The organism is Massilia suwonensis (assembly GCF_042655665.1).
GTDB classification, from domain to species: Bacteria; Pseudomonadota; Gammaproteobacteria; order Burkholderiales; family Burkholderiaceae_D; genus Telluria; species Telluria suwonensis.
Genome location: NZ_JBHSMR010000013.1, coordinates 2,319,561 through 2,343,239, shown reverse-complemented (window position 1 = coordinate 2,343,239; position 23,679 = coordinate 2,319,561). Strand labels below are relative to the sequence as shown.

Below are 23,679 nucleotides of genomic sequence, written 5' to 3'. Positions count from 1 at the left end.
TCAGGAAGCCCGATGAGAAATCATCGGGCTTTTTTTTCGTCTGCATCGAGCGCATGTGCGATGCGATGGGACATATGGCGACATCGATGGTCAAAGCAGATAGGAGGCGGATTGCGTACGCGCGCACGATTGAAATGGAGGGGGCAGGTCGTTTTTGTGCGTCGCTGCGCAAAGCTCCGCACAAGGCGTGGTCATTTCAAAGCGAGCCTGATGGAATAAGGCGCGCTTTGAAATGGAAGCGCGTCGGATCGGCTCGGAGTTCCTGCGCCGGGCTTGTTGTAATCGCGATTCAGCTACGAATTTGTTGTGCGTGGGTTGCGGAGTGACAAGGTTTTCGTGTACTTTACGTGATTGAATTTGTCAAAACGTGAACATGGCTTTTTTCGCATGCTCTCAGGCAGACAAAACCGATCGAAAAAAGGGAGTCGAAACAGCCTCGGCAGCGCAGCAAATGCGGCGCGTAGTGAGCTTCGAGACTTCCGTAATGGGACGCTGATTCAAGCCAGCATGCACATAAGCGTAACGAAAAGAACAAGCCGCACTGCCTGATCGTATTCAGGCAAGGCGGCTTTTTCTTTTCGTGCTCGTAAGGGCAGCGATGTGAAAGCGCAGCTAAGTAATGAAGCAGGTGTCCCGACGTCGTTGGCTGAAGCGCTGCAATTGTGAGGAGTTGCAGCAGTTCAGCTGGTGCCGGATTCATTGGCAGTAACCATCCAGGTTTATGCCGATGAATAACCCGCCTGGCCATGTCGGACGGACGGGTTTCAACCTTGTAGCGTATTTTCTCATCGCAGAGAAGGAGAACTAAAATGGCAACAGCAGCTAAGAAACCAGCAGCAAAACCGGCAGCCAAGTCTGCCGCCGCAGAGAAACCAGCCGCGAAGTCGGCAGCGAAGACCGCAACCAAAGCCGCCGCCAAGCCGGCAGCGAAAGCTGCATCGAAGGCGCCGGCAAAGGCCGCAGCTAAGCCAGCAGCGAAGAAAGCCGCTGCCAAGCCGGCAGCGAAACCAGCAGCGAAGAAGGCAGCAGCCAAGCCGGCAGCCAAGCCAGCTGCAAAGAAAGCAGCAGCCAAGCCAGTAGCAAAGGCGGCCGCAACCAAGTCGGCAGCCAAGCCAGCGGCTAAGAAGACCGCAACCAAGGCAGCAGCTAAGCCAGCCGCTAAGAAAACCGCAACCAAGGCAGCAGCCAAGCCAGCGGCGAAGAAGGCCGCGACCAAAGCAGCAGCCAAGCCAGCGGCCAAGAAGACCGCAACCAAGGCAGCAGCTAAGCCAGCCGCTAAGAAGACCGCGACCAAAGCAGCAGCCAAGCCAGCGGCCAAGAAAACCGCAACCAAGGCAGCAGCTAAGCCAGCAGCGAAAAAGACCGCGACCAAAGCAGCAGCCAAGCCAGCAGCCAAGAAAACTGCAACCAAGGCAGCAGCCAAGCCAGCGGCCAAGAAGACCGCGACCAAGGCAGCAGCTAAGCCAGCGGCCAAGAAGACCGCAGCCGCTAAGCCGGTAGCAAAAGCTGCAGCGACCAAGTCGGCAGCTAAGGCACCAGCCAAGTCGGCAGCCAAGGCACCAGCAAAGACCGCAGCCAAGTCGGCTTCGAAGGGTCCAGCCAAGTCGGCCGCCAAGACCGCATCGAAGGCACCCGCCAAGTCGCCAGCCAAGTCGGCAGCTAAGGGGACGGCTGCGAAGCCGTCCGCCAAGAGCGCCGCCAAAACGGCTGCCAAGGCACCGGCGAAAGCCGCTGCCACGAAGGCGCCGGTCAAGTCAGCCGCTAAGACTGCCACCCCAGCTCCAGCCAAGGCTGCCGCTACCAAGACCGCTACCAAAGCGCCAGCAAAAACCGCCGCCAAGCCAGCCGCCAAGCCAGCTGCAAAAGCCGAAGCCAAGCCGGAAGCCATGAAGGCCGAAGCGAAGCCGGAAGCGATGAAAGCCGAAGCCAAGCCGGAAGCCGCCAAGGCCGAAGCCAAGCCGGAGGCAGCAGCCGTGAAGGCGGAAGCCAAGCCGGAAGCGGCAGCCAAGCCTGCAGCGAAGAAGTCAACGGCTGCGAAGAAGCCGGCCGCAAAGCAAGCTTCGGCAGTGCCGCAAGCGAGCGCCGAAGCCAAGCCAGCCCAGGCAACCGAAGCCAAGCCGGCCGCACCGGCGCCAGCCGCGAAGACCGTGCTGGCACCAGCCGCCGCATGGCCGTTCCCGACCAGCAGCCGTCCGTAATCCGGTCTGGCCCGCTTTAGGGCAAAATACCGCTGTGTGAAGCGTTCACACAGCGGTTTTTTTTATCTCAAGGAGTTCTCGTGCTGCCCATTCTTCAGTTGATCGTCGATACCATTGCCAGCGTGCTGGGCGGGGTGCTCCTGTTGCGCTTCTGGATGCAGGCCATCCGCGTGCGTCCGCCGTCATCGGTGGGGCAATTCATCTTCACGCTGAGCGACTGGCTGGTCAAACCCCTGCGCCGCATCGTGCCGGGGGCGGGCGGCTATGATTGGGCAAGCCTGATCGGCGCCTTCCTGGTGGTGCTGCTGGCGACCTCGATCCTGTTCATCGTCGGGGCCTCGGCCGAGCAGGTATTCCTGCTGGCGTTGGCGCGCTTCGTGAAGTGGATCATTTACGGGTTTATTGCGCTGCTGATCATCGAAGCCATCTTTAGCTGGGTCAATCCGCATGCGCCGCTGGCGCCCTTCGTGCATGCGCTGAACGATCCGCTGCTGCGGCCGATCCGCAAGGTGGTGCCGCCGATCGGCGGGCTGGATTTGTCGGTGCTGGTGGCGGTGTTGTTGTTGCAGATTGCGTTGTATTTGCTGAGGACGGTGGTGCCGATTTAAGCGGAGACGTTAGATGTGAAAATGGGCAGCTTGGGCTGCCCTTTTTTTTGTGGCTACGTTTGGCGCCGGACCGCGTGGGCTCGGAGAGCCCACCCTACGGTGCGCGTCTGCTAACTTACTTAAAACTATAGCCGAAGGCGGATTCGAACTTGGTCGCGATCTCGGCGGGGGTGAAGCTGTGGTTCTGGCCGCCCTGGTGGGCGATCTTGATGGAGCCGAGCAGGCTGGCGAGGCGGCCGGTGGTCGGCCAGTCGTAGCCCTGGGCGATGCCGTACAGGAGGCCGGCGCGGTAGGCGTCGCCGCAGCCGGTCGGGTCGACGATGGCGCTGGCGGGGACGGCCGGGATGTCGTGGCGCTCGCCGCCGGCGTAGATCTCGGAACCCTTTTCGCCGCGGGTGACGATCAGCGCGTCCAGGCGAGAAGCGATCTGCTCCAGGGTGAGGCCGGTGCGGTCCATCACCATCTCGAATTCGTAGTCGTTGGCGGCCAGGTAGGTCGCCTGCTCGATGAAGTGCAAGAGTTCTTCGCCGCTGAACATCGGCAGCTGCTGGCCCGGGTCGAACATGAAGGGCACGCCTTGCGCGGCGCAGTCGCGCGCGTGCTGGAGCATGCCGTCGCGGCCGTCGGGAGCGATGATCGCCAGGCGCAGCGGACCCTGCTCGGCGACCTTGTTCTCGTGCGAGAACTGCATCGCGCCCGGGTGGAAGGCGTTGATCTGGTTGTTGTCCTGGTCGGCGGTGACGAAGCACTGGGCCGTGTAGGCGTCCTGGATCGTCTTGATCGCGCGCGTCTTGATGCCGAAGTTGCGCAGGCGCTCGAGGTAGTCGGCGCCGTCCTGGCCGAGGGTCGCCATGATCAGCGGTTCGCCGCCGAGCAGCTGGAGGTTGTAGGCGATGTTCGCCGCGCAGCCGCCGTACTCGGTGCGCAGGGTCGGCACCAGGAAGGACACGTTCACGCGGTGCAGCTGGTCGGCCAGCAGGGTCTCGGCGAAGCGGCCGTGGTACTGCATGATCTTGTCGAACGCGAGCGATCCGCAGATCAGGGTAGGTTGGGTCATGTAGGGCTCAAGGATAAAAGACGGCGATGTGGTAGCCGGAAGGTTTCAGGTCGTCCACCCGGAAGTGGAGCTTGATGGCGTGTTCGGTGCGGGGCGCGATGCCGTTCGGAAGCGCCGTGCCGGCAGCCAGATAGTCGCGCGGCGCGAAGACGCGGCGCACCAGCGGCTTGTCGTTGGCGTCGGTCAGCGCGAGTTCGAGGCTGGGCCAGGCCTGGGCCGTCGTGCCCGTGTTGCGCAGTTCGGTAGTGTACGAATAGGCGCCGCCGCCAAGGGTGGTCAGTTCTCCCGTTTCGATGGCGAGGTTGTCGGCCTGGGCCGGCAGCTCGACGCGGCAGCCGAATACGGCGCAGCCCGAGACCAGGGCCGGCTTCGCGGCCGGATAGCGGGCAGCGAGCGCGTTACGGAAGGTGAGCACGCCTTGCGCGAACAGGAGCACCAGCAGGGCGATGCTGCCGGCGATCAGCGCGATCTTGCGGGTGCGTCCGCTTTGCTCCTGCTGGCGGCCGCGTTTGACGAACTCGGGCTCGTCGATTTCGGCGGCGCGCAGCTTCGGCTGCGGCTCGATCCGGGTCGGCGTCAGCTTGGAGCGCCGCGCAGCCGCTTTTTCGGCACGCTTGGCGGCCGGCGTGCGCGCGACCGGCGGGATATGGGCTGCGGCCGGCGGCGTGACCACGCTGGCGGTCGATTCGCGCAGCAGGGGCGGCGGCGCGTCGGCGGCAGGCGTTTTAATGGGAGGCTCGGGCGCGGCGGGTTCCGGTTCCGGCTCGTGGCCGGGCAGGGGCGCGGCCACCAGTTCCTCGTCGACCGGCAAACCGAAGGCCGGTTCGATACGGCTTTCCTGTGCCGCCGGGACCGGATCGATCGCCTCGGGCGCGGCCGGTGGCGCCATGTCGGCGACCGGCTCGGGATCTTTCAACAGCTGCGACCAGGGCGGCAGCACCGGCTGCGAAGGCTCCTCGATCGCTTCTTCAGTGGGAGCAGGCGGCGTCTCGTCCACCGGCTCCGTGCCGAGATCGATCAGGACCGGCTCGACCCGCTCGGGCGCGGCCGCTTCCGGCGCATCGACTTTCGGCAGGATGCCGAAGGGATCGAAGGTGTGATCGAAGTCGAGCGTATAGACCGGCTGGTCGTCGAAATTCGGCAGCTCGACGGCCACTTCGAGCGGTGCGAGCGGCTCGTCTTCGGGGACGGCAGGGGAGGGTGCTTCGACGGAAGCCTCGGCCGGTGCTGGCACGGGTTCCGGTTCGGGTTCAGGCAAAGCAGCGGCTACGGACGCTGCGGGCTCAGGAACAGGCTCAGGCTTGGCCGCTACCGGCGCCTTGGCCGGCAGCGCATCGAGATCGACCAAGGTGGCGCTGCCATCGAAGATCTCCTGGCAGGAGCCGCAACGGACAATGCCCCCACGTAGCTTGAGCTGGTCCGAGGCGACCCGGAACATCGTGCCGCAGTGGGGGCATTGGGTGGCAAGCGCCATGCGCTCTCCTTAGGAAGCGGAGCGCGGGGCCGGTACCGTGTCCTGGCCGAGCGTCCCGTGAAGGGCGACCCAGCCGTCCTGCTCGGCCCAGACGCCCAGCTTGATGAAAGGTGCGTAGGCGGCGGCCACTTCCTCGGCCTGGCGCGCCAGCACGCCCGACAGCACCAGCGAACCGCCCGGCGCCACGCGGCCGGACAACATCGGCGCCATCAGCTTCAATGGGCTCGACAGGATGTTGGCGACGACGATGTCGAACTGGCCCTTCGCATGGCGCTCGTTCGGCGAGACGGCGAATTCGTCCGGCACGTAGAAGGCGATCTCGCAAGCGTTACGCTCGGCGTTTGCGCGTGCCGATTCGATGGCTTGCGGGTCGATGTCGACCCCGGCCACGTCGCCGGCGCCGACCTTCTTGGCGACCATGGCGAGAATGCCGGAACCGCAGCCGTAATCGAGCACCGATTTGCCCGGCTTCGGATGCGCTTCCAGCCACTCCATGCACAGGCGGGTGGTCGGATGGCTGCCGGTGCCGAAAGCCAGGCCCGGATCGAGTTCCAGGATCAACCCGTCAGGATCAGGAGCCTCGTGCCAGCTCGGCACGACCCAGATGTTGGTGCCGATGTGGATCGGCTCGAACTGCGACTGTGTCAGGCGCACCCAGTCGGCATCGGCCACCGAGCGCGTCGTGAAGGCCGGCACTTGCGCCAGCTTGATGGCGCCAGCGGCTTCGGCGACGATCGCCGCCTGGTCCGCATCGGTATCCGTCAGGGCGACGACACGGCTGTGGTCCCAGGCCGCTTCCGTCGGCTCCATGCCGGGTTCGCCGAACAGCGGCTTTTCCTGGTCGGTGCCTTCGTCGGCGTCTTCCACCGAAACCGACAGCGCGCCCGCTTCCATCAAGGCGTCCGACAGGGCCTCCGCGTGCTCGCGTGCGATTTCGATGATGACTTCGGTCCAGCTCATGCGTCAGCCTTGTTCTCAGGGTTCACGACGACTTTCGTGTCGGGACGGTTGGCCAGCTTCTGTTCCAGGTAATGGATGTTGGTGCCGCCTTCGATGAAGCGGGCATCGACCATCAGTTCGCGGTGCAGCTGGATGTTGGTGAGGATACCCTCGACCACCATTTCCGAGAGCGCGATCTGCATGCGGCGGATGGCTTGCTCCCGAGTAGCACCGTAGGAAATTACCTTGCCGATCATCGAGTCGTAATGAGGTGGAACATAGTATCCCGCATACGAGTGCGAATCGACACGGATGCCAGGACCGCCCGGCGGGTGCCAGCTGGTGATGCGGCCCGGCGACGGCGTGAACTTGAATGGATCCTCCGCGTTGATGCGGCACTCGATCGCGTGGCCTGCCAGCATGATGTCGCGCTGCTTGAAACGCAGCTTCTCGCCGCAGGCGATGCGGATCTGTTCCTGCACGATGTCGATGCCGGTGATCATTTCGGTGACCGGGTGTTCGACCTGCACGCGGGTGTTCATCTCGATGAAATAGAACTCGCCGTTTTCGTACAGGAATTCGAAGGTGCCGGCGCCGCGGTAGCCGATCTTGCGGCAGGCTTCGGCGCAGCGGTCGCCGATCTTCTCGATCAGCTTGCGCGGGATGCCCGGCGCCGGCGCTTCCTCGATCACCTTCTGGTGGCGGCGCTGCATCGAGCAGTCGCGCTCGCCGAGCCAGACGGCATTCTTGTGTTCGTCGGCCAGGATCTGGATCTCCACGTGACGCGGATTCTCCAGGTACTTCTCCATATAGACTTCCGGATTGCCGAAGGCGGTACCCGCTTCGGTCTTGGTCATCTGCACGGCGTTCAGCAGGGCCGCTTCGGTGTGCACGACGCGCATGCCGCGTCCGCCGCCGCCGCCGGCCGCCTTGATGATGACCGGATAGCCGATTTTACGGGCGGTCTGGATGATTTCCTTCGGATCGTCCGACAGGGCGCCATCCGAACCCGGCACGCAAGGCACGCCGGCGCGGATCATCGCCTGCTTGGCCGAGACCTTGTCGCCCATCAAACGGATCGAGTCGGAACGCGGGCCGATGAAGACGAAGCCCGATTTTTCCACGCGCTCGGCGAAGTCGGCGTTTTCCGACAGGAAGCCGTAGCCGGGGTGGATCGCTTCGGCGTCCGTCACTTCGGCGGCGCTGATGATGGCCGGCATGTTCAGGTAGCTCAGCGAAGACTGGGCCGGGCCGATGCAAACGGACTCGTCGGCCAGCTTCACATACTTGGCGTCCTTGTCCGCTTCCGAGTGGACGACCACCGTCTTGATGCCCATTTCGCGGCACGCGCGCTGGATGCGCAGCGCGATTTCACCACGATTGGCGATAAGAATTTTTTCAAACATGGTTAGCTTCGGTGTATGAGAGAGCCGGCGTCGTGCGCCGGCCTGGGTTCGGGATCATGCGGCCGGGAAGAAGTCACGGCCGGAGAAGGTCTTTAGCCGATCACGAACAGCGGCTGGCCGAATTCGACCGGCTGGCCATTTTCCACCAGGATCTTGGTCACCACGCCGGACACGTCGGCGTCGATTTCGTTCAGGAGCTTCATCGCTTCGATGATGCAGAGGGTATCGCCTTCCTTGATGTTGGCGCCCACTTCGACGAAAGCCGGTGCGCCTGGCGCCGACGAACGGTAGAAGGTGCCGACCATCGGCGATTTCACCACGTGGCCGGTTTCGGCGGCGACGGCCGGCGCGGCAGGGGCGGCGGCTGGTGCAGCAGGGGCGGCGGCAGGGGCAGGCGCCGAGTATTGCTGCATGCCGGCAGGCGGCATCATGACCATCTGGCCTTGGGGCGCGGCGGACGACTTGACGATGCGGACCTTGCTCTCGCCTTCGGTCACTTCGAGTTCAGCGATGTCCGATTCGGCGACGAGGTCGATCAAAGTCTTGAGTTTACGTAGATCCATGTGAAACCCCTTGGAATTATTGTGTATTAGAAGAGTAAATCAGCGCGCAAAAAGAGGGCGCAGCCGAGGATGATGCGTGAAGTTGTCGTAGATTAACGCTATTTAAGCGCGAAGTCGATGGCAAACCGGTAGCCGTCGATGCCGAGTCCGCAGATGGTGCCGCGGGCCAGCGCCGACAGGTACGAGTGATGGCGGAATTCTTCGCGCTGATAAATATTTGAGATATGGACCTCAATGAACGGGATCGCCACCGCAGCCAGCGCATCGCGCAAGGCCACGCTCGTATGGGTCAGCCCGCCAGGATTGATGACGATCGCGTCCACGCCCTCGGTACGGGCGGCGTGGATGCGGTCAATCAGCGCACCTTCATGGTTGCTCTGAAAGCAGGAAAGCGACCCGCCCGCAGCCTCGGCCTGCGCCGTGGCTGCGCTTTCGATGTCGGCCAGCGTTGCCGCGCCATACACCGCAGGCTCGCGGGTGCCCAATAAATTCAGGTTGGGACCGTTGAGCAGCAGTAGCTTTTTCGCCATTGTATTCTAGAGTCTATGCTCGAAAGTGTCGCATTTTGCCGCCAACGTCAGCTATTGGCAAGCGATAAAATTCTCTGTGGATACCTGCGACTTGAGCGGAGATCGGAAAAGAACGACCGTTCGTGAGCTCTACAGTGTTGCGAGGTCCGCTTTCAGCTCGTCGAATTTCAATTTCCCGAGATAAGTCTTGCGCACTTGTCCGTCGGCACCGATCAAGACCGTGAAGGGCAGGCCGCCATTCGTATTGCCGAAGGCGCGCGACAATTCCGTGCCGCCCATGCCGCCGACATACAGCGGGTACTTGATGTTGTGCTTGGCGGCGAACTCGCTCATGGCCGAAGGCGAATCGATGCCGACGCCGACCACGTTGAAGCGCTTGCCGTTTTCCTCATCGGCGATGGCGGACAGCTCCGGCATTTCCTGCACACAGGGGCCACACCAGGTCGCCCAGAAATTCACGAGCAGGGGTTTACCTTTCCATTGGGCCAGCGATTGCGGCTTGCCGGACAGGTCGTTCAGGGTTTGACTATATAAACCGGCGGCGGGGCCGGCATCGGCCACTGCGGTGGGGGCGGCGGCGGGCGCCGCCACGGGCGTCGTCTTGTTGCCGAATACGACGCCAAGGGCGCAAAAAATCACTGCCACGGCGATCAGCGCGCCCAGCTTCTTGTTTTTCTTCATTCGTCCTGTTCCAGGGATTGGTCGGTGGTCATCAGGGCGCGCAGGCCGGCGGCGTCGACACGCTGCAGGCGGCCATCGCCCCGGGGTTTCAGTGCGCCGCGCAGATCATGAAAATCATACAACTCGGCATGCACGGCTTCCTTATGCCACAGGAAGCTCACCGTTTCAACGGGTTCATGGCGCGCCCCCTTGAAATGCGGGGTTTCCGAGAGGTCTATATTGACGTTGCGGTTCAGGAGGAAGATCTCGACCTCCTTGGCGCTGTCGGCGAACAGCTGCAGGTGGATGTCGTCGTGCTCGCCCGCCGTGCCGTTCAGCACGGCGCCGGTGAGATAGGGCCGGAAGTCGGCCAGCGCATCCATCACCTGCAGCGCGGTCTCGCGTAGGGCCTGCAGACGCTCGGCATGCGCCGCGCCGCCGAACAGGGTCAGATAGCGCCGCACCTCGTCCTCGATCTCGGTATTGTCGGGCATGAGATTCGGTTGCGGCTGGTCCACGCCGAGCACCTGGCGGGCCGCCTTTTTACGCGCCGTCGGGTAGTCGGCGCCGTCTTGCGCGATCATGCGCGCAGCCGTTGCGGCGATCTGGGCGCGCAACTGCTGGAGGTCATTATTCTGGGTTGGCATCATGTTGTCGATCATACTCTTGAACGGAAAATGGCATCGCGTCGGGTAGAATCGCGTATTCGCTTTATTCCTCACAATCATGCACATTCACATCCTCGGCATTTGCGGCACCTTCATGGGCGGCCTGGCGGTCCTGGCGAAAGAAGCCGGTCACCGCGTTACCGGTTGCGACGCCAACGTCTATCCCCCGATGAGCACCCAGCTCGAGGCCCAGGGCATCGAACTGATCCAGGGCTATGGTCCGGAACAGGTGTCGCTGAATCCCGACCTGTATGTGGTCGGCAATGTGATGACGCGCGGTAATCCGTTGATCGAGGAAATCCTGAACCGTGGTTTGCCCTACGTGTCGGGCCCGCAGTGGATCGGTGAACATATTCTGCGTGAAAAATGGGTGCTGGCTGTCGCCGGTACCCACGGCAAGACGACGACTTCGTCGATGCTGGCCTGGATCCTGGAAGACGCGGGTTATTCGCCGGGCTTCCTGATCGGCGGCGTGCCGATGAACTTCGGCATTTCGGCGCGCCTGCAGGGCGACAGCGAATCGGACTTCTTCGTGATCGAGGCGGACGAGTACGACACCGCCTTTTTCGACAAGCGCAGCAAGTTCGTGCACTACCACGCGAAAACCGCCGTGCTGAACAACCTCGAATTCGACCACGCCGACATCTTCCCGGACATCGGCGCCATCGAAACCCAGTTCCACCACCTGGTGCGCACCGTACCGGGCGTGGGCCGCCTGGTGGTGAACGGCGACGAAGCCTCGCTGGCACGTGTGATCAAGCGCGGCTGCTGGAGCGACAAGGAAACCTTCGGTTCGTCCGAGGGCGTGAACTGGGCGATGGTCGAGCATCCGGGCGGCGCCAGCTTCGATGTTTTATTCAATGGCGAAAACCAGGGCACGGTCCACTGGGAACTGACCGGCAAGCACAACCGCTCGAACGCGCTGGCCGCGATCGCCGCTGCCCGCCACGTCGGCGTGCCGGTGGCGCAAGCCGTCGATTCGCTGTCGCGCTTCCAGAGCGTCAAGCGCCGCATGGAAGTGCGCGGCGTGGTCAACAACGTCACCGTCTACGACGATTTTGCGCACCACCCGACCGCGATCGCGACCACCGTCGGCGGCTTGCGCCAGCGTATCGGCACCTCGGGCCGCATCCTGGCCGTGCTGGAACCGCGTTCGAACACGATGAAGCTGGGCGCCATGAAGGACGCGCTGCCGGGCAGCCTGAAGGATGCGGACCTGGTGTTCGGATTCGGCAGCCAGCAGGCGCTGGGCTGGTCGCTGGCCGATGCATTAAAGCCGCTTGGGACGATTGCGCACAGTTTCGACCAGATCGACTACATGGTGCAGGCCATCGTGCAGGCGGCCCAGCCGGGCGACCACATCCTCGTGATGAGCAATGGCGGCTTCGGCGGCGTGCACCAGAAGCTGCTCGAGGCGCTGGCGAAATGATTCTGTATTTGCACGGTTTTCGTTCGTCGCCGCGTTCGTTCAAGGCGCGGGTGATGCAGGAGCGCATGACGGCGGCCGGCCGCGCCGGCGACCTGATCTGTCCGCAATTGCCGGCCTCGCCCAAAGCGGCGATGGAACTGGCCCTGCTGCTGGCCGAGCGCCATGCGCCGCACAATCTGTCCATCGTCGGCTCCTCGCTGGGCGGCTTCTATGCCACCTGGCTCGCCGAGCGCCTGGACGTGCCGGCGGTCTTGCTCAATCCCTCGGTCGATCCGCTGAAGAATCTCGAGCATCACGTCGGCGTGACGACCGGCTGGCATTCGGACGAACCCTTCGAGTTCAAGCGCGAATACATCGACGAACTGGCCGAGCTGAAAGTGGCGCAGATTACCAAGCCTGAGCGCTATTTCCTGATCGCGGCGACGGGCGACGAAGTGCTGGACTACCGCGACATGGTGAACCACTACCAAGGTGCGCGCCAGCACGTGATCCAGGGCAGCGATCACGCGATTTCGGAATTTCCGCAGTATGTCGATGAAGTGTTGGCCTTTTGCCAGCCAGGCGTGGACTGGTCAGGCGCGCCTAGGTGAGGGGACAATCGCTGCGCCTGGCGAAGTGGCACGAGAATGCCGGCGCTGTTGGCGCCGAACCGGCGATGCGCGACTGGTTGGAGACGACCGGTTCGCTGACGGCGCGCCTGGTCGCAAGCAGCGAGGCCTTCCGCGTGCGGCGCCTGCACCAGAAGCTGGCGCCGTGCTCGATCGAGGAGGCGGCGTGCATCGCGCTGCCGCGTCGCGGAGGGGTCTGGGAACGCGAAGTGCTGCTGCTGTGCGACGGCGTGCCGGTGGTGTTCGGCCATACGGTCGTGCCGATGTCGGCGACGGCAAGCGACTGGCCGCTGTTTTCGGCGCTGGGCGAACGCTCGCTCGGCAGCACCCTGTTTTATGACCCGAAGGTGCAACGCGGGCTGCTTGAATTTGCCCGGCTGCGTCCCGGTCACCGGCTGCTGGCGCGTGTACGTGCCGCGCTCGGGGCTGATGCGGACGCAACTAATTTCCATGCGCGGCGCTGTGTCTACCGCCGCCATCAAGGCCTGCTGATGGTCACCGAAGTATTCTTGCCGGCTGTAATGAACCTGACGGCAGCTGCAACAAAATAAAAGATAGCGAAATAACATGAACGTATTTTTTGAGGAATCGGGCGACTTCAAGGTCGGCACGGTGTTGTCGACGGCCGGTGAGGCCTACCAGGTCGAACTGTCGAGCGGTAAGCGGTCCAAGGTGAAAACCAAGGACGTCCTGCTCCAGTTCGAAAAACCGGCGCCGGAAGCGCTGCTGGAGGAAGCGAAGGGTATCGCCGCCGAAGTCGATCTCGACTTCCTGTGGGAAGTGGCAGGGCAGGAAGAATTTGGCTTTGCGGAACTGGGCGCCGAATACTTCGGCCACGCGCCGCTGCCGGCGGAAGCGGCCGGCCTGGTGCTGGCCCTGCACAACGCCCCGATCTATTTCTATAAAAAGGGACGCGGACGCTACAAGGCCGCGCCCGAGCAGTCGCTGCGCGCGGCCCAGGCCGGCATCGAAAAGAAGAAGCAGCAGGGGCTGATCCAGCAAGCCTATGTCGAAGAATTGAAGGCAGGCACGCTGCCGGCGGCGATGCAGCCGATTGTTGCCCAACTGCTGTTCAAGCCGGACAAGAACACCATCGAGTACAAGGCGCTGGAAGCGGCGGCCAACGAGCTGCAGACGACCGCGCCGCGGTTGATGCTGGCGACGAAAGGCATCGGTTCGCCCAAGGATTTGCACATGGGCCGTTTCCTGTTCGAGAACTTCCCGCGCGGCGCCGGCTTCCCGCAAGTGGCCGTGCCGAGCGCGCCGACGGCGCTGCCAGTCGCGAAGGTCGCCGCCTTCTCGATCGACGACGTCACCACTACCGAGATCGACGATGCCTTCTCGGTCGAGCAACTGGACGATGGCAACGTGCGCGTCGGCATCCACATCGCCGCGCCGGGCCTGGCCATCAAGCCGGACGACGAGATCGACAAGATCGCGCGCAGCCGCATGTCGACCGTCTATATGCCCGGCGACAAGATCACCATGCTGCCGGACGAGGTGGTCAACGCGTTCACCCTGGCCGAAGGCAATACCTGCCCGGCGCTGTCGCTGTATGCGACCTTGAACCCGGCCGACTGGTCGACCGTCTCGACCACGACGCGCGCCGAGCTGGTGCCGATCCAGAGCAACCTGCGCCACAACGATCTCGACGAGCTGGTCAACGAAGAGACGCTGGAAAATGGTGTTGGAGAATATCCGCACAAGGCGGAACTGGCGCTGCTGTGGAAGTGGGCCCTGAAGCTGGAAGCGGGGCGCATGGCCAAGCGCGAAGCGTTTGGATTGAAGCCGGAGCAGGCCAATCGCGTCGACTTCAATTTCTATGTCGAAGACGACGTGGTCTCGATCGTGCGCCGCAAGCGCGGTGCGCCGCTCGACAAGATCGTCGCGGAACTCATGATTTTCGCGAACAGCACCTGGGGCAAGCTGCTGCACGACTCCGGCGTGCCGGGCATCTACCGTTCGCAGGGCGCCGGCAGCGGTGCGGGCTGGGCGGCCAAGATGCAGGTGCGCATGGTCACGCACGCAGCGCCGCACCAGGGTCTCGGCGTCGATCAATATGCCTGGAGCACTTCTCCACTGCGCCGCTATACCGACCTGGTCAACCAGTGGCAGATCATCGCCTGCGCCGAGCACGGCGTGACGGCGCCGCTGGTCGCGCCTTTTAAACCGCGCGACGCGACCCTGTTCTCGATCGTCTCGGCCTTCGACGCGGCCTATGCCGCGTACAACGATTTCCAGCAGACCATGGAACGCTACTGGTGCCTGCGTTGGCTGGGCCAGGAAGGCGTCAAGCAGGCCGACGCCGTCGTACTGAAGGACGACGTGCTGCGCCTCTCCGACGTGCCGCTGGTGATCCGCCTGGCCGGCATGCCGCAGGTGGCGCGCGGCGCGCAAGTCAAACTCGACATCGTGCGTTGGGACGAGGTCGACCTGTCGCTGGAGGCACGCCTGCTTGAGGTGGCGGCGGCGCCGAGCGAGGACATCGCTTTCGAAGAGGAAGAGGGCGAAGTGGCCGATACCGGGGAAGCCGCGGTCGAGGAAGTTGTCGAAGCCGAAGGCGCGGTTGCCGCTGTCAGCACCGACGACCCGGCCCCGGCTGCCGGTTGATGGCGGCAAGAATCGAGGCAGGCTCCCCGCCGCGCCGCGGGCACCGCTCGCTGCGCGCGCTCGTGCTCGCCACGGCCGCGCTCATGCTGCTGTACTGGGGCGCCTTTGGCTGGATGGTCTACCGGGCGCCGATGCCCTATGAAGCGATCGACCTCGACCACGATGGCTCGGTCAGCTTCGACGAGGCCGATTACGTGTCCTCCTTCGGCATGCGCACGATTTACAAGCAGGGCGAGAAGTGCGTCGAGTATTACGCGGAGAAGGATGGGCACGCGTTGAAGCTGGTCTGCCCGAAGTAATGAGGGTTGGCCGCGCGTTATGCATGTGCCAACAATTTTTCTGGGACGTTGCCGCGCCGCCACCACGCTTCCGCAGTGACATCCCACACGACCGCTTCGCACGGTAGAATGCTTGGATTCCCAGATTCAAAGCCGTTCGGCCGCCCGTGTGAAGTACTCCCGAGAAAACCGCCCCCTGACGATTGCCCTGGCCGCCTCCGTGCTGGCTCACGCGGTCCTGCTCGCCATCCGTTTCGCGGCGCCCGATGCCTTGCGCTTCGAGCCGGCCGATCCGGGCCTGGAAGTCATCCTCGTCAACGCGAAACATGCCAAGGCGCCCAGTAAAGCCGAGGCGCTGGCCCAGGCCAACCTGGAAGGCGGCGGCACGGCGGACGCGGGACGCTCGAAGTCGCCGCTGCCCGACCTGCGCAAGACCGAAAACGGCGACAGCATCAAGGCCCTGCAAAAGCGCATCGTCGAACTCGAGCAATTGCAGCAGAACGTGCTGACCCGGGTGCAGAAGTCGGCTTTTGTCGCCGCCCCCGTCACCGACAAGGACAAGCCCGATCCGACCCGGACCGGCAACGACGAGGTCGACACCGCGAAACAGATCGCGCGCATGACGGCGGAAATCACGCAGACGATCGAGGACCAGAACAAGCGCCCGAAGCGCACCCACATCTCGCCCAGCACGCGCCAGGTCGGCTACGCGCTGTACTACAAGGCGATGCAGAAACAGGTGGAAGAGGTCGGCACGCTGAACTTCCCCCAGCAAAACGGCAAGAAACTGTATGGCGAGCTGGTGGTGTCGATTCCCGTGTTCCAGGACGGCAGCCTGTACCAGAAGGAAGGCGGCCCGCGCATCGAGCGCTCGTCCGGCAATCCGGCCCTGGACCGCGCGGCCCTGGAAATCGTGCGCCGTGCCGCGCCTTTCGGCGCTTTCCCGCAGAACATGCGCACGGCCGGCAAGGATGACCTGTGGATCGTGATCACCCGTTTTACTTTTACCCGCGAGGAAAAAGTGAAGGCCGAACTGCAGGAGCAGGCGTAATGGACAAATACTGCGTGATCGGCAATCCAGTCGCCCACAGCAAATCGCCCCAGATCCACGCCGCCTTTGCCGCGCAGACCGGCCAGAACATGGCGTACGAGCGCTGCCTGGCGCCGCTCGACGGATTTCTCGACCTCGTGCGCACCCTGGTCAAGCAGGGCTACCAGGGCGCCAACGTCACCGTACCCTTCAAACTGGAAGCGGCGACGATCGCCACGCGCCTGAGCGAACGCGCGCGCGCGGCCGGGGCTGTGAACACCCTGCGCTTCGTCGATGGCGAGATCGTCGGCGACAACACCGACGGCGCCGGCCTGGTCGCCGACATCGTCAGGAATGCCGGGGTGTCGCTGACGGGTAAGCGCATCCTGCTGCTGGGGGCGGGCGGCGCGGCGCGCGGCGTCATGCTGCCCTTTATCGAAGAGAAGCCGGCGTCTATCCTGGTGGCGAACCGCACCCGCGCCACGGCCGACAGCCTGGCCGCCGCCTTCGCCGGCCACGGCGTGGAAGTGGCCGCCTGCGGCTTCGACGAGATCGCCGGACCCTACGACATCGTCGTGAACGCGACTTCGAGCAGCCTGGCGGGCGACATGCCGCCGGTGCCGGCCTCGGCTTTTGCCAAAGGCACGCTGGCTTTCGATATGATGTACGGCAGCGCGCCGTCGCCGTTCATGGCGTTTGCGGCGCAGCAGGGCGCCGACACGCGCGACGGCCTCGGCATGCTGGTCGAACAGGCCGCCGAAGCGTTTACGGTCTGGCGCGGCGTGCGGCCGGCAACGGCCGAGGTGCTGAACAATCTGCTCAACCTAAAATAAGTATAACGATGGCAAAACGAGGTAATGGATCGGGCGCGGCCAAGGGCGGCCGGCGCTGGATCAAATGGATTTTCCTGGGCCCGATCCTGGCCGTCTTCCTGCTCCAGCTGTATTTCTTCATCCAGGTCTGCTGGTTCGCCTACTTCAATCCGAGTTCGACCAGCTTCATGCGCCAGCAGCTGTCCGTGCTGCGCGAGAAGAACCCGAATGCCGAACTGAAGCACCAGTGGGTGCCTTACGAGCGCATCTCGAACAACCTGAAACGCGCCGTGGTCGCTTCGGAAGACGCGAACTTCGCCGACCATCCGGGCGTCGACTTCGATGCGCTGGAACGCGCCTACAACCGCAACAACCGCAAGCACAAGGTCGTTGGCGGCGGCTCGACCATCACGCAGCAGCTGGCCAAGAACCTGTTCCTGTCGGGCGACCGCAGCTACCTGCGCAAGGGGCAGGAGATGATCATCGCCTTCATGCTGGAAACGGTGATGAGCAAGCGGCGCATCCTCGAGGTCTACCTCAACGTGGTCGAGTTCGGCCGCGGCGTGTTCGGCGCCGAAGCGGCGGCGCGCTATTACTTCAAGGTGCCGGCCGCCAACCTGGCGCCCTTCCAGGCCGCCAGGTTGGCCGTGATGCTGCCCAATCCACGCTACTACGACCGCCACCGCAGCACCAATTACCTGGTCAAGCGTACGGTGCTGATCCAGCGCCGCATGGCCTCGGCCGAGTTGCCGTAAGTCCGATCGCCGAAAAACAGCTGAATGCCCCGCAAAACTGTTGTTTCGGGGTGGCCGGGCTCGGGGCTAACGGGTACACTTGCGTCAGTTTTGATTCCGGCCGAGAAAGCGCATGATCAACGTATTTGTCCTACAAAATGGCCGACTGAACCAGGTGCCCATCGCCTCGCGCGCGGACCTGGAGAATGCCACGCCTGTCTGGGTCGATCTCACCGATCCGGATGACGACGAACGCGCGTGGGTCAAGACGATATATGGCGTGACGCTGCCGGGCGAAGACGAAGTCTCGGACATCGAAGCCTCGGCGCGCTATTACGAAGCGGAGAATGGCGACCTGCACCTGCGCACCGACTTCCTGCTCGAGGAAGAAGACGGTCCGTCGCGGGTGGTGACGGTCGCCTTCATCCTGTCGGGCAAGCGCCTGTTCTCGGTGCACTCGGACGATTTGCCCGTGTTCCGCCTGGTGCGCATGCGCGCCCGTTCGCGTCCCGGTTCGATCGCCGACTACATGGACGTGCTGCTCGACCTGTACGCGACCGATGCCGAGTATTCGGCGGACGCCCTGGAGGGCATCTACGAGAGCCTGGAAGAGGTCAGCCAGCGCGTGCTGCAGAAGGAATTCACCGACCAGGACGCGGCGGCCGCGCTGAACGCGATCGCCCACGAGGAAGACTTGAACGGCCGCATCCGCCGCAACATGATGGACACCCGGCGCGCCGTCAGCTTCCTGATGCGCGGCCGATTACTGAACTCGGAACAGTTCGACGAGGCGCGCCAGATCCTGCGCGACATCGAATCGCTGGATGGCCACACCTCTTTCCTGTTCGACAAGGTCAACTTCCTGATGGATGCAACCGTCGGTTTCATTAACATCAACCAGAACAAGATCATCAAGATCTTCTCGGTGGCCTCGGTCGCCTTCCTGCCGCCGACGCTGATCGCCAGCATCTACGGCATGAACTTCCAGAAGTGGTTCCCCGAGCTGACCTGGGATTACGGCTATCCGTTCGCGATCGGGCTGATGGTGGCGAGCGCGATTGCGCCGCTGTGGTATTTCCGCCGCCGCGGCTGGCTGAAGCTGGCGTAATAAAATTCCACGAGTGTAGGGTGGGCGCCCCGTGCCCACCAAAACGATGCGCAAACTAAGTGCACGCCATTGGTGGGCACGGGGCGCCCACCCTACAATGGCGTAATAAAATTTCAACGAAGCGGTCGGTGTGAAATTTTATTTCACGGCCACCGAGGCTACCGGTTCGCGAAAGCCTTCTCCCCCATCCTCGCAGCGCATCCGGCTGAGCACCTTGCCGCCCCGCGCGACGATCACCCCATCCTCGAATTCCGGCGTCGTGCCGTCGGCGCCGCGCGCCACCTTGCTGTAGACGGTATAGGTGTAGGCGCCGCGCCGGAAGGCGACCGTCGTTTCTCCGCCGCCGACCAAGGGCGCCGATTTCACCGTGAAGGCCGCGCTGGCCTGGCGGCCCGGCTCTGGATACGACAACTCGACACTGTCGGGCCGGCCGAAGCGGTAGCTCAGCATGCCGCGGTCGCCGGCCGGGCGGCACAACGCTACCTGCTTGCTGCCCACGTGGCAGGCGAACACGACGGGTTCATCGGGCGCACACAGCGAAGCGGCCTGCGCCGGCATGGTCACGCAGCACGCCGCGGCGAACACGCATTCAGATACCCAGTACTTTCTTGATGCTCGCAAGGCGCGCTCCGCGATCTTCCAGTCCGTTCAATCCGCCATTGATAGCGCGGGTCACTTGCTCGAGGTCATCTTGGTCAGCAAGCGGGTTTACTGTACGCGCATCCCAGTAATAGAAAGCCGATTCGATTGCGTACTTGAGTTCGCTCATGAGCAGTTCCGGTTCCGCCACGAAATCGCGCGGATCGAGGCTGTTGCGGGCGTTATGCGCCGCAGTAAAGTCGGCGTAATTGTCTTTGCCGGTGAGCTGGATCAGGCCGCGCCCGCGGTAGCGAAAGCCGTCGCCCGAGGCTTCGTCGCCATTGCCCAGGCGGTTCGCGTAGACATAGGACAGCAGTCGCTCCGGGTTGCCGGCGTAGCTGTCCGCTTCCAGCCACAGTTTCGGACGTAATCTATCGGGCCGGCCCTCGGCGTCGAGGCGGCAATCGTCGAGCGCGCGGTCGTAGCGCGCCGGGCCGCCGCGGCATCCAAAAATCTCGCGCATGCGCGGCGCCGAATAGCGGCCGTTTTCTTCCAGCGCGCGAAAGCCGCTTTCATGGCCGATCTGGGCCAAAAAATGGGCCAGGCGCAGGGGCGTGTTCACGGCGTAGCGGCGCGCGCCATCGTTCAGCGCGTCGACGATGCCGGCGTAGTACGCGTCGGAATTGGAAGCGTCGGCCGCGCGCAGCAGGGCGAGCGTGACCACCGGCTGCGGCGATGGCGGCAGCGGTGCTTGCGAGCGCGGCACCCGCGAACGGGGCGCGCCGGGAGGAGAACGTCTCGATCGTGCCATGGTCAGCCCCTTCCTGGCTGGAAAGCACCCGATTAGCGGCCGGCTGGAGCGCTCTTAGAGCGTAGCGAACATCGCCACCACTGCAGCCGCCATGATCGCCACGCCGCCCCAGCCGAGCACGAGGTGACGTCGCGACAGCGTGTACTCACCCATGATCTTGCGGTTCTGCGCAAGCAGCATCATGATGGTCATCACCGGGACAGCGATCACACCATTGATCTGGGCCGACAGCATCAGCGCTTCGATGGGGTCGATCGGTGCATAGTCGAGCAGCATGCCGCCGACTGTCGCCAGCACAATGATGCCGTAGAATTTTTTCGCTTCCTGCACCTTGAGTTCGAGGCCATTTTTCCAGCGCAGGCTTTCGGTCACGGCGAACGCGGCCGAGCCGGCCAGTACCGGTACGGCCAGCAGGCCGGTGCCGGCAATGCCGAGGGCAAACAGCCAGAACGCGAAATCGCCGGCCACCGGACGCAGCGCTTCGGCGGCCTGGGCCGACGTCTGGATGTCGGTGACGCCATGGGCGCCCAGCGTCACGGCCGCCGTCAGCATGATGAAGAAAGCGACCGTGTTCGAAAAGCCCATGCCGATCATCGTATCGGTCTTCACGCGTTTCAATTGTTCCGTCGCATCGACGGCGCTGATGCGCAGGGCGTGGGTCGTGTCGTCGGCGCGGATCTCTTCGACTTCCTGCGACGCTTGCCAGAAAAAGAGATAGGGACTGATGGTGGTGCCAAAAATGGCCACGATCAAGGCAATCGATTCCTTCGTGAACGAGAAATGCGGCATCACGGTGCGCGCCGCCACCTCGCGCCAGGGAATGTCGATGGCAAAACCGGTCGCCACATAGGCCAGCAGGCCCAGCGTCAGCCACTTCAGGAAACGCACGTAGCGGGTGTAGGGCAGGAACAATTGCAAGGCCAGGCAGAGCAGGCCGAAGCCGAGCGAATACATGTGCGCCGAACCGGCGCCCGCGACCATGCGCGCCGCCTCGCCCATGGCGGCTATGTCTGCCGAAATATTGATCATGTTCGCGACCAGGAGCAGCAGCACCAGCGTGTACAGCAGCCAGGCCGGATAGGTGCGCCGGATGTTGCCGGCCAGGCCGAGCCCGGTGACGCGGCCGATGCGCGCCGACACGGCCTGGATCCCGACCATGAAGGGGTAGGTCAGCACCAGCGTCCAGAGCGTATTGAAACCGAAGCGCGCGCCCGCCTGGGAATAGGTGGCGATCCCGGACGGGTCGTCGTCGGCGGCGCCGGAAATCAGGCCGGGGCCGAGCGACTTCAGGGTGGCGTTGTCGGTCAGGCGCTGGAACAGTGGCATGCGGCTCCCTGGTCTATGTCGGGCGAAAAAAAAGGGAGCCGGCGGCTCCCTTGCTGGATCATGCGAGGCGGGCGAATACCCTGCGCGCCGCCGCGATCGTTTCCTCGATCACCGCATCGTCGTGCGCGGCGGACACGAAACCCGCTTCGAACATGGCCGGTGCGAAATACACACCTTCGTCCAGCATGCCGTGGAAGAAGGCATTGAAGCGTGCCTTGTCGCCAGCCATCATCTGGCCGTAGCTTGCCGGCACCGTCTCGCTGAAATAAAAGCCGAACATGCCGCCGACCGCATCGCCGCAGAAGGCGATGCCGGCTTCTTTCGCGGCAGCTGTCAGGCCGGCGACCAGCTTTTCGCCGGCGGCCGTCAGCTTCTCGTAGAAGCCCGGTTCCTGGATGATCTTCAGGGTCGTCATGCCGGCGGCCACCGCCACCGGGTTGCCCGACAGGGTGCCGGCCTGGTAGACCGGGCCGATCGGCGCCATCTTCTGCATCAGTTCCGTCTTGCCGCCGAAGGCCGCGACCGGCAAGCCGCCGCCGATGACTTTACCGAGGGCGGTCAGGTCCGGGGTGATGCCATACATTTCCTGGGCGCCGCCCAGGCCCACGCGGAAGCCGCACATGACTTCGTCGAAGATCAGCACGGCGCCGTGCTCGGTGCACAGCTCGCGCATGCGCGTGAGGAATTCCGGCGTGGCGCGGATCAGGTTCATGTTGCCGGCGACCGGCTCGACGATCACGCAGGCGATGGTGTCGCCCATCGAGGCGAAGGCTTCTTCGAGCTGGGTGACGTTGTTGTAGTCGAGGACCAGGGTGTGCTTGACGAAATCTTCGGGTACGCCGGCCGAGGTCGGGTTGCCGAAGGTGAGCAGGCCGGAGCCGGCTTTGACCAGCAGCGAATCGGCGTGGCCGTGGTAGCAGCCTTCGAACTTCACGATCTTGTCGCGGCCGGTGGCGCCGCGCGCCAGGCGCAGCGCGCTCATGGTCGCTTCGGTGCCCGAGGACACCAGGCGCACCTGTTCGATCGACGGGACCAGCTTGCAGATTTCCTCGGCGATTTCGATCTCGCCTTCGGTCGGCGCGCCGAACGACAGGCCGTTGGCGGCCGCATCCTGCACCGCCTTGATTACTTTCGGGTGCGCGTGGCCGACGATGGCCGGGCCCCAGGAACCGATGTAGTCGATGTAGCGCTTGCCGTCGGCATCCCAGAAATACGGGCCTTCGGCGCGGGTGATGAAGCGTGGCGTGCCGCCGACCGAGCGGAAGGCGCGCACCGGGGAGTTGACGCCGCCGGGGGTGCTTTCCTGGGCGCGGGCGAACAGGGTGTCGTTACGGGAAACAGATTGTTCAGTCGTCATTGGATGGATGCTTTCGTGCTGCCGGCCTGCGGCAGGATGCGATAAAAACGGTTGGGAACGAGCTTGCCCATGCCGAAGCGCTGGGCGTGCTGGAGGGCGCCATAGGTGTATGCCTGGGCGGCATGCAGGGCCTCGATAGCGTCCATGCCGCGCGCCATGCAGGCGGTCAGCGCGCCCGAGAGCGTGGTGCCGGCGCCGACGAAATGGCCGGGCAGGTGCTGCCAGTCGAGGATGGTCACGCCGTCGTCGCGGTCGAACAGGCTGTTGGCGCGCTTGTGGCCTTCGCTCGAGGTGCCGGTGACGAGCACGTACTGGCAGCCGCGCGCGGTGAGTTCGGCCACGTCGGCTTCGAGCGAGCCGTCGGCACCGGCCTCGCGCCAGAGTTCGGCCATGCGCCCGAGTTCCGATTGCGACAGTTGCAGGATCGTTGCCTGCGGCGCCAGGATCTGGCGGATCGAGGCCACAATGTCCTCGTCCGACATGCCGGAGTCGGGCAGGGCGGACAGGAAAGGATCGACGATCAGCGGCACCTCGGCGTAGTCCGAGACGATTTCGGCGATGGCGGCGGCCTGCTCGATGCTAGCGATGGCGCCGATTTTCACCGCGGCGATCGGCATGTCTTCGAGCACCTGGCGCGCCTGGTCGGCCATGACGCCGGTATCGACTTCATGCCACTCCTCGACGCGCGCGCTGTCCGACACCAGCATGGCGGTGGTGATCGACAGGGCATGGCAGCCATGGGCGGCGAAGGTGGCGACATCTGCCTGCACGCCGAGCGCCCCGACCGGGTCGGACACCCCAAATGTGAGAATCAGCGGAGACGGTTGGTTTTGCACGACGGGTAGATTAAGATACCTGATTCCCCATTTTACTAGATCGAAGGAACGACAACGT

The 23,679-nt window shown here is 63.9% G+C and carries 25 protein-coding genes; 11 read left to right on the top strand and 14 right to left on the bottom strand.

The genetic code is table 11. The features are described from left to right. Positions 1-343: 343 nt before the first annotated feature. Positions 344-1,888: a hypothetical protein gene (locus ACFPQ5_RS18575; protein ID WP_379759111.1), complete on the bottom strand. Its 1,545-nt coding sequence runs from the start codon at positions 1,886-1,888 to the stop codon at positions 344-346. Here ACFPQ5_RS18575 and ACFPQ5_RS18570 point away from each other — a divergent pair. Continuing rightward, entirely contained in the window at positions 1,887-2,198 is a 312-nt protein-coding gene (locus tag ACFPQ5_RS18570; RefSeq protein ID WP_379759108.1) for a histone-like protein 2, read from the top strand. The genes ACFPQ5_RS18575 and ACFPQ5_RS18570 overlap by 2 nt on opposite strands. A gap of 80 nt (positions 2,199-2,278) precedes the next feature. Continuing rightward, positions 2,279-2,806: a YggT family protein gene (locus ACFPQ5_RS18565; RefSeq protein WP_379759104.1), complete on the top strand. Its 528-nt coding sequence runs from the start codon at positions 2,279-2,281 to the stop codon at positions 2,804-2,806. A 115-nt stretch (positions 2,807-2,921) separates the two neighbouring features. On the opposite strand, the gene ACFPQ5_RS18560 is transcribed toward ACFPQ5_RS18565, so the two are convergent. From ACFPQ5_RS18560 to ACFPQ5_RS18525, 8 genes are all read right to left on the bottom strand, one after another. After that, a complete protein-coding gene (locus ACFPQ5_RS18560; protein WP_379759101.1) occupies positions 2,922-3,863 on the bottom strand; it encodes a carbohydrate kinase family protein in 942 nt (313 codons plus the stop codon). Positions 3,864-3,870: 7 nt separating this feature from the next. Beyond that, on the bottom strand, positions 3,871-5,337 hold the full coding sequence (locus ACFPQ5_RS18555; protein ID WP_379759098.1) for a DUF3426 domain-containing protein: 1,467 nt from the start codon (positions 5,335-5,337) through the stop codon (positions 3,871-3,873). 9 nt (positions 5,338-5,346) lie between these two features. Then, positions 5,347-6,297, bottom strand: coding sequence for a 50S ribosomal protein L11 methyltransferase (prmA, locus tag ACFPQ5_RS18550; protein WP_379759095.1), 951 nt, complete (start codon positions 6,295-6,297; stop codon positions 5,347-5,349). Beyond that, positions 6,294-7,682 carry an acetyl-CoA carboxylase biotin carboxylase subunit gene (gene accC, locus ACFPQ5_RS18545; RefSeq protein ID WP_379759092.1) on the bottom strand — a complete coding sequence of 463 codons (1,389 nt, stop codon included), beginning with the start codon at positions 7,680-7,682 and terminating at the stop codon, positions 6,294-6,296. The genes prmA and accC overlap by 4 nt, the downstream gene beginning before the upstream one ends. Positions 7,683-7,774: 92 nt before the next feature. Continuing rightward, positions 7,775-8,245: an acetyl-CoA carboxylase biotin carboxyl carrier protein gene (gene accB, locus ACFPQ5_RS18540; RefSeq protein ID WP_136221221.1), complete on the bottom strand. Its 471-nt coding sequence runs from the start codon at positions 8,243-8,245 to the stop codon at positions 7,775-7,777. 98 nt (positions 8,246-8,343) lie between these two features. Continuing rightward, a complete protein-coding gene (gene aroQ / locus ACFPQ5_RS18535; protein ID WP_379759089.1) occupies positions 8,344-8,775 on the bottom strand; it encodes a type II 3-dehydroquinate dehydratase in 432 nt (143 codons plus the stop codon). A gap of 129 nt (positions 8,776-8,904) precedes the next feature. Then, positions 8,905-9,456, bottom strand: coding sequence for a TlpA family protein disulfide reductase (locus tag ACFPQ5_RS18530; RefSeq protein WP_379759086.1), 552 nt, complete (start codon positions 9,454-9,456; stop codon positions 8,905-8,907). After that, entirely contained in the window at positions 9,453-10,085 is a 633-nt protein-coding gene (locus ACFPQ5_RS18525; RefSeq protein ID WP_379759083.1) for a hypothetical protein, read from the bottom strand. Before ACFPQ5_RS18525 ends, ACFPQ5_RS18530 begins: the two co-directional genes overlap by 4 nt. A gap of 76 nt (positions 10,086-10,161) precedes the next feature. On the opposite strand from ACFPQ5_RS18525, the gene mpl reads away from it, so the two are divergent. From mpl to corA, 9 genes are all read left to right on the top strand, one after another. Continuing rightward, positions 10,162-11,532 (top strand): UDP-N-acetylmuramate:L-alanyl-gamma-D-glutamyl-meso-diaminopimelate ligase, encoded by a 1,371-nt coding sequence (mpl, locus tag ACFPQ5_RS18520; RefSeq protein WP_379759080.1) that lies wholly within the window; start codon positions 10,162-10,164, stop codon positions 11,530-11,532. Then, on the top strand, positions 11,529-12,122 hold the full coding sequence (locus tag ACFPQ5_RS18515) for a YqiA/YcfP family alpha/beta fold hydrolase (RefSeq protein ID WP_379759077.1): 594 nt from the start codon (positions 11,529-11,531) through the stop codon (positions 12,120-12,122). Before mpl ends, ACFPQ5_RS18515 begins: the two co-directional genes overlap by 4 nt. After that, positions 12,119-12,691 carry a chorismate--pyruvate lyase family protein gene (locus tag ACFPQ5_RS18510; protein WP_379759074.1) on the top strand — a complete coding sequence of 191 codons (573 nt, stop codon included), beginning with the start codon at positions 12,119-12,121 and terminating at the stop codon, positions 12,689-12,691. The genes ACFPQ5_RS18515 and ACFPQ5_RS18510 overlap by 4 nt, the downstream gene beginning before the upstream one ends. A gap of 16 nt (positions 12,692-12,707) precedes the next feature. After that, positions 12,708-14,750 carry a ribonuclease catalytic domain-containing protein gene (locus tag ACFPQ5_RS18505; protein ID WP_379759071.1) on the top strand — a complete coding sequence of 681 codons (2,043 nt, stop codon included), beginning with the start codon at positions 12,708-12,710 and terminating at the stop codon, positions 14,748-14,750. Next, positions 14,750-15,049 carry a hypothetical protein gene (locus ACFPQ5_RS18500; protein WP_379759068.1) on the top strand — a complete coding sequence of 100 codons (300 nt, stop codon included), beginning with the start codon at positions 14,750-14,752 and terminating at the stop codon, positions 15,047-15,049. Before ACFPQ5_RS18505 ends, ACFPQ5_RS18500 begins: the two co-directional genes overlap by 1 nt. A gap of 148 nt (positions 15,050-15,197) precedes the next feature. Continuing rightward, positions 15,198-16,079, top strand: coding sequence for an energy transducer TonB family protein (locus ACFPQ5_RS18495; protein WP_379759065.1), 882 nt, complete (start codon positions 15,198-15,200; stop codon positions 16,077-16,079). Then, positions 16,079-16,891 carry a shikimate dehydrogenase gene (gene aroE, locus ACFPQ5_RS18490; RefSeq protein WP_379759062.1) on the top strand — a complete coding sequence of 271 codons (813 nt, stop codon included), beginning with the start codon at positions 16,079-16,081 and terminating at the stop codon, positions 16,889-16,891. The genes ACFPQ5_RS18495 and aroE overlap by 1 nt, the downstream gene beginning before the upstream one ends. Positions 16,892-16,899: 8 nt before the next feature. Beyond that, on the top strand, positions 16,900-17,625 hold the full coding sequence (gene mtgA / locus ACFPQ5_RS18485; protein ID WP_379759059.1) for a monofunctional biosynthetic peptidoglycan transglycosylase: 726 nt from the start codon (positions 16,900-16,902) through the stop codon (positions 17,623-17,625). 112 nt (positions 17,626-17,737) lie between these two features. Then, a complete protein-coding gene (gene corA, locus ACFPQ5_RS18480) occupies positions 17,738-18,712 on the top strand; it encodes a magnesium/cobalt transporter CorA (RefSeq protein WP_136221233.1) in 975 nt (324 codons plus the stop codon). A 138-nt stretch (positions 18,713-18,850) separates the two neighbouring features. On the opposite strand, the gene ACFPQ5_RS18475 is transcribed toward corA, so the two are convergent. The 5 genes from ACFPQ5_RS18475 to thiD are packed head-to-tail and all read right to left on the bottom strand — an operon-like array spanning position 18,851 to position 23,621. Further along, on the bottom strand, positions 18,851-19,333 hold the full coding sequence (locus ACFPQ5_RS18475) for a hypothetical protein (protein WP_379759055.1): 483 nt from the start codon (positions 19,331-19,333) through the stop codon (positions 18,851-18,853). Next, positions 19,302-20,102 carry a glycoside hydrolase family 19 protein gene (locus tag ACFPQ5_RS18470; RefSeq protein WP_379759052.1) on the bottom strand — a complete coding sequence of 267 codons (801 nt, stop codon included), beginning with the start codon at positions 20,100-20,102 and terminating at the stop codon, positions 19,302-19,304. The genes ACFPQ5_RS18475 and ACFPQ5_RS18470 overlap by 32 nt, the downstream gene beginning before the upstream one ends. 54 nt (positions 20,103-20,156) lie before the next feature. Then, positions 20,157-21,428 carry an NRAMP family divalent metal transporter gene (locus ACFPQ5_RS18465; protein ID WP_379759049.1) on the bottom strand — a complete coding sequence of 424 codons (1,272 nt, stop codon included), beginning with the start codon at positions 21,426-21,428 and terminating at the stop codon, positions 20,157-20,159. A 58-nt stretch (positions 21,429-21,486) separates the two neighbouring features. Next, entirely contained in the window at positions 21,487-22,785 is a 1,299-nt protein-coding gene (gene hemL, locus ACFPQ5_RS18460; RefSeq protein WP_379759046.1) for a glutamate-1-semialdehyde 2,1-aminomutase, read from the bottom strand. Next, a complete protein-coding gene (thiD, locus tag ACFPQ5_RS18455; RefSeq protein WP_379759043.1) occupies positions 22,782-23,621 on the bottom strand; it encodes a bifunctional hydroxymethylpyrimidine kinase/phosphomethylpyrimidine kinase in 840 nt (279 codons plus the stop codon). Before thiD ends, hemL begins: the two co-directional genes overlap by 4 nt. Positions 23,622-23,679 lie beyond the last annotated feature (58 nt).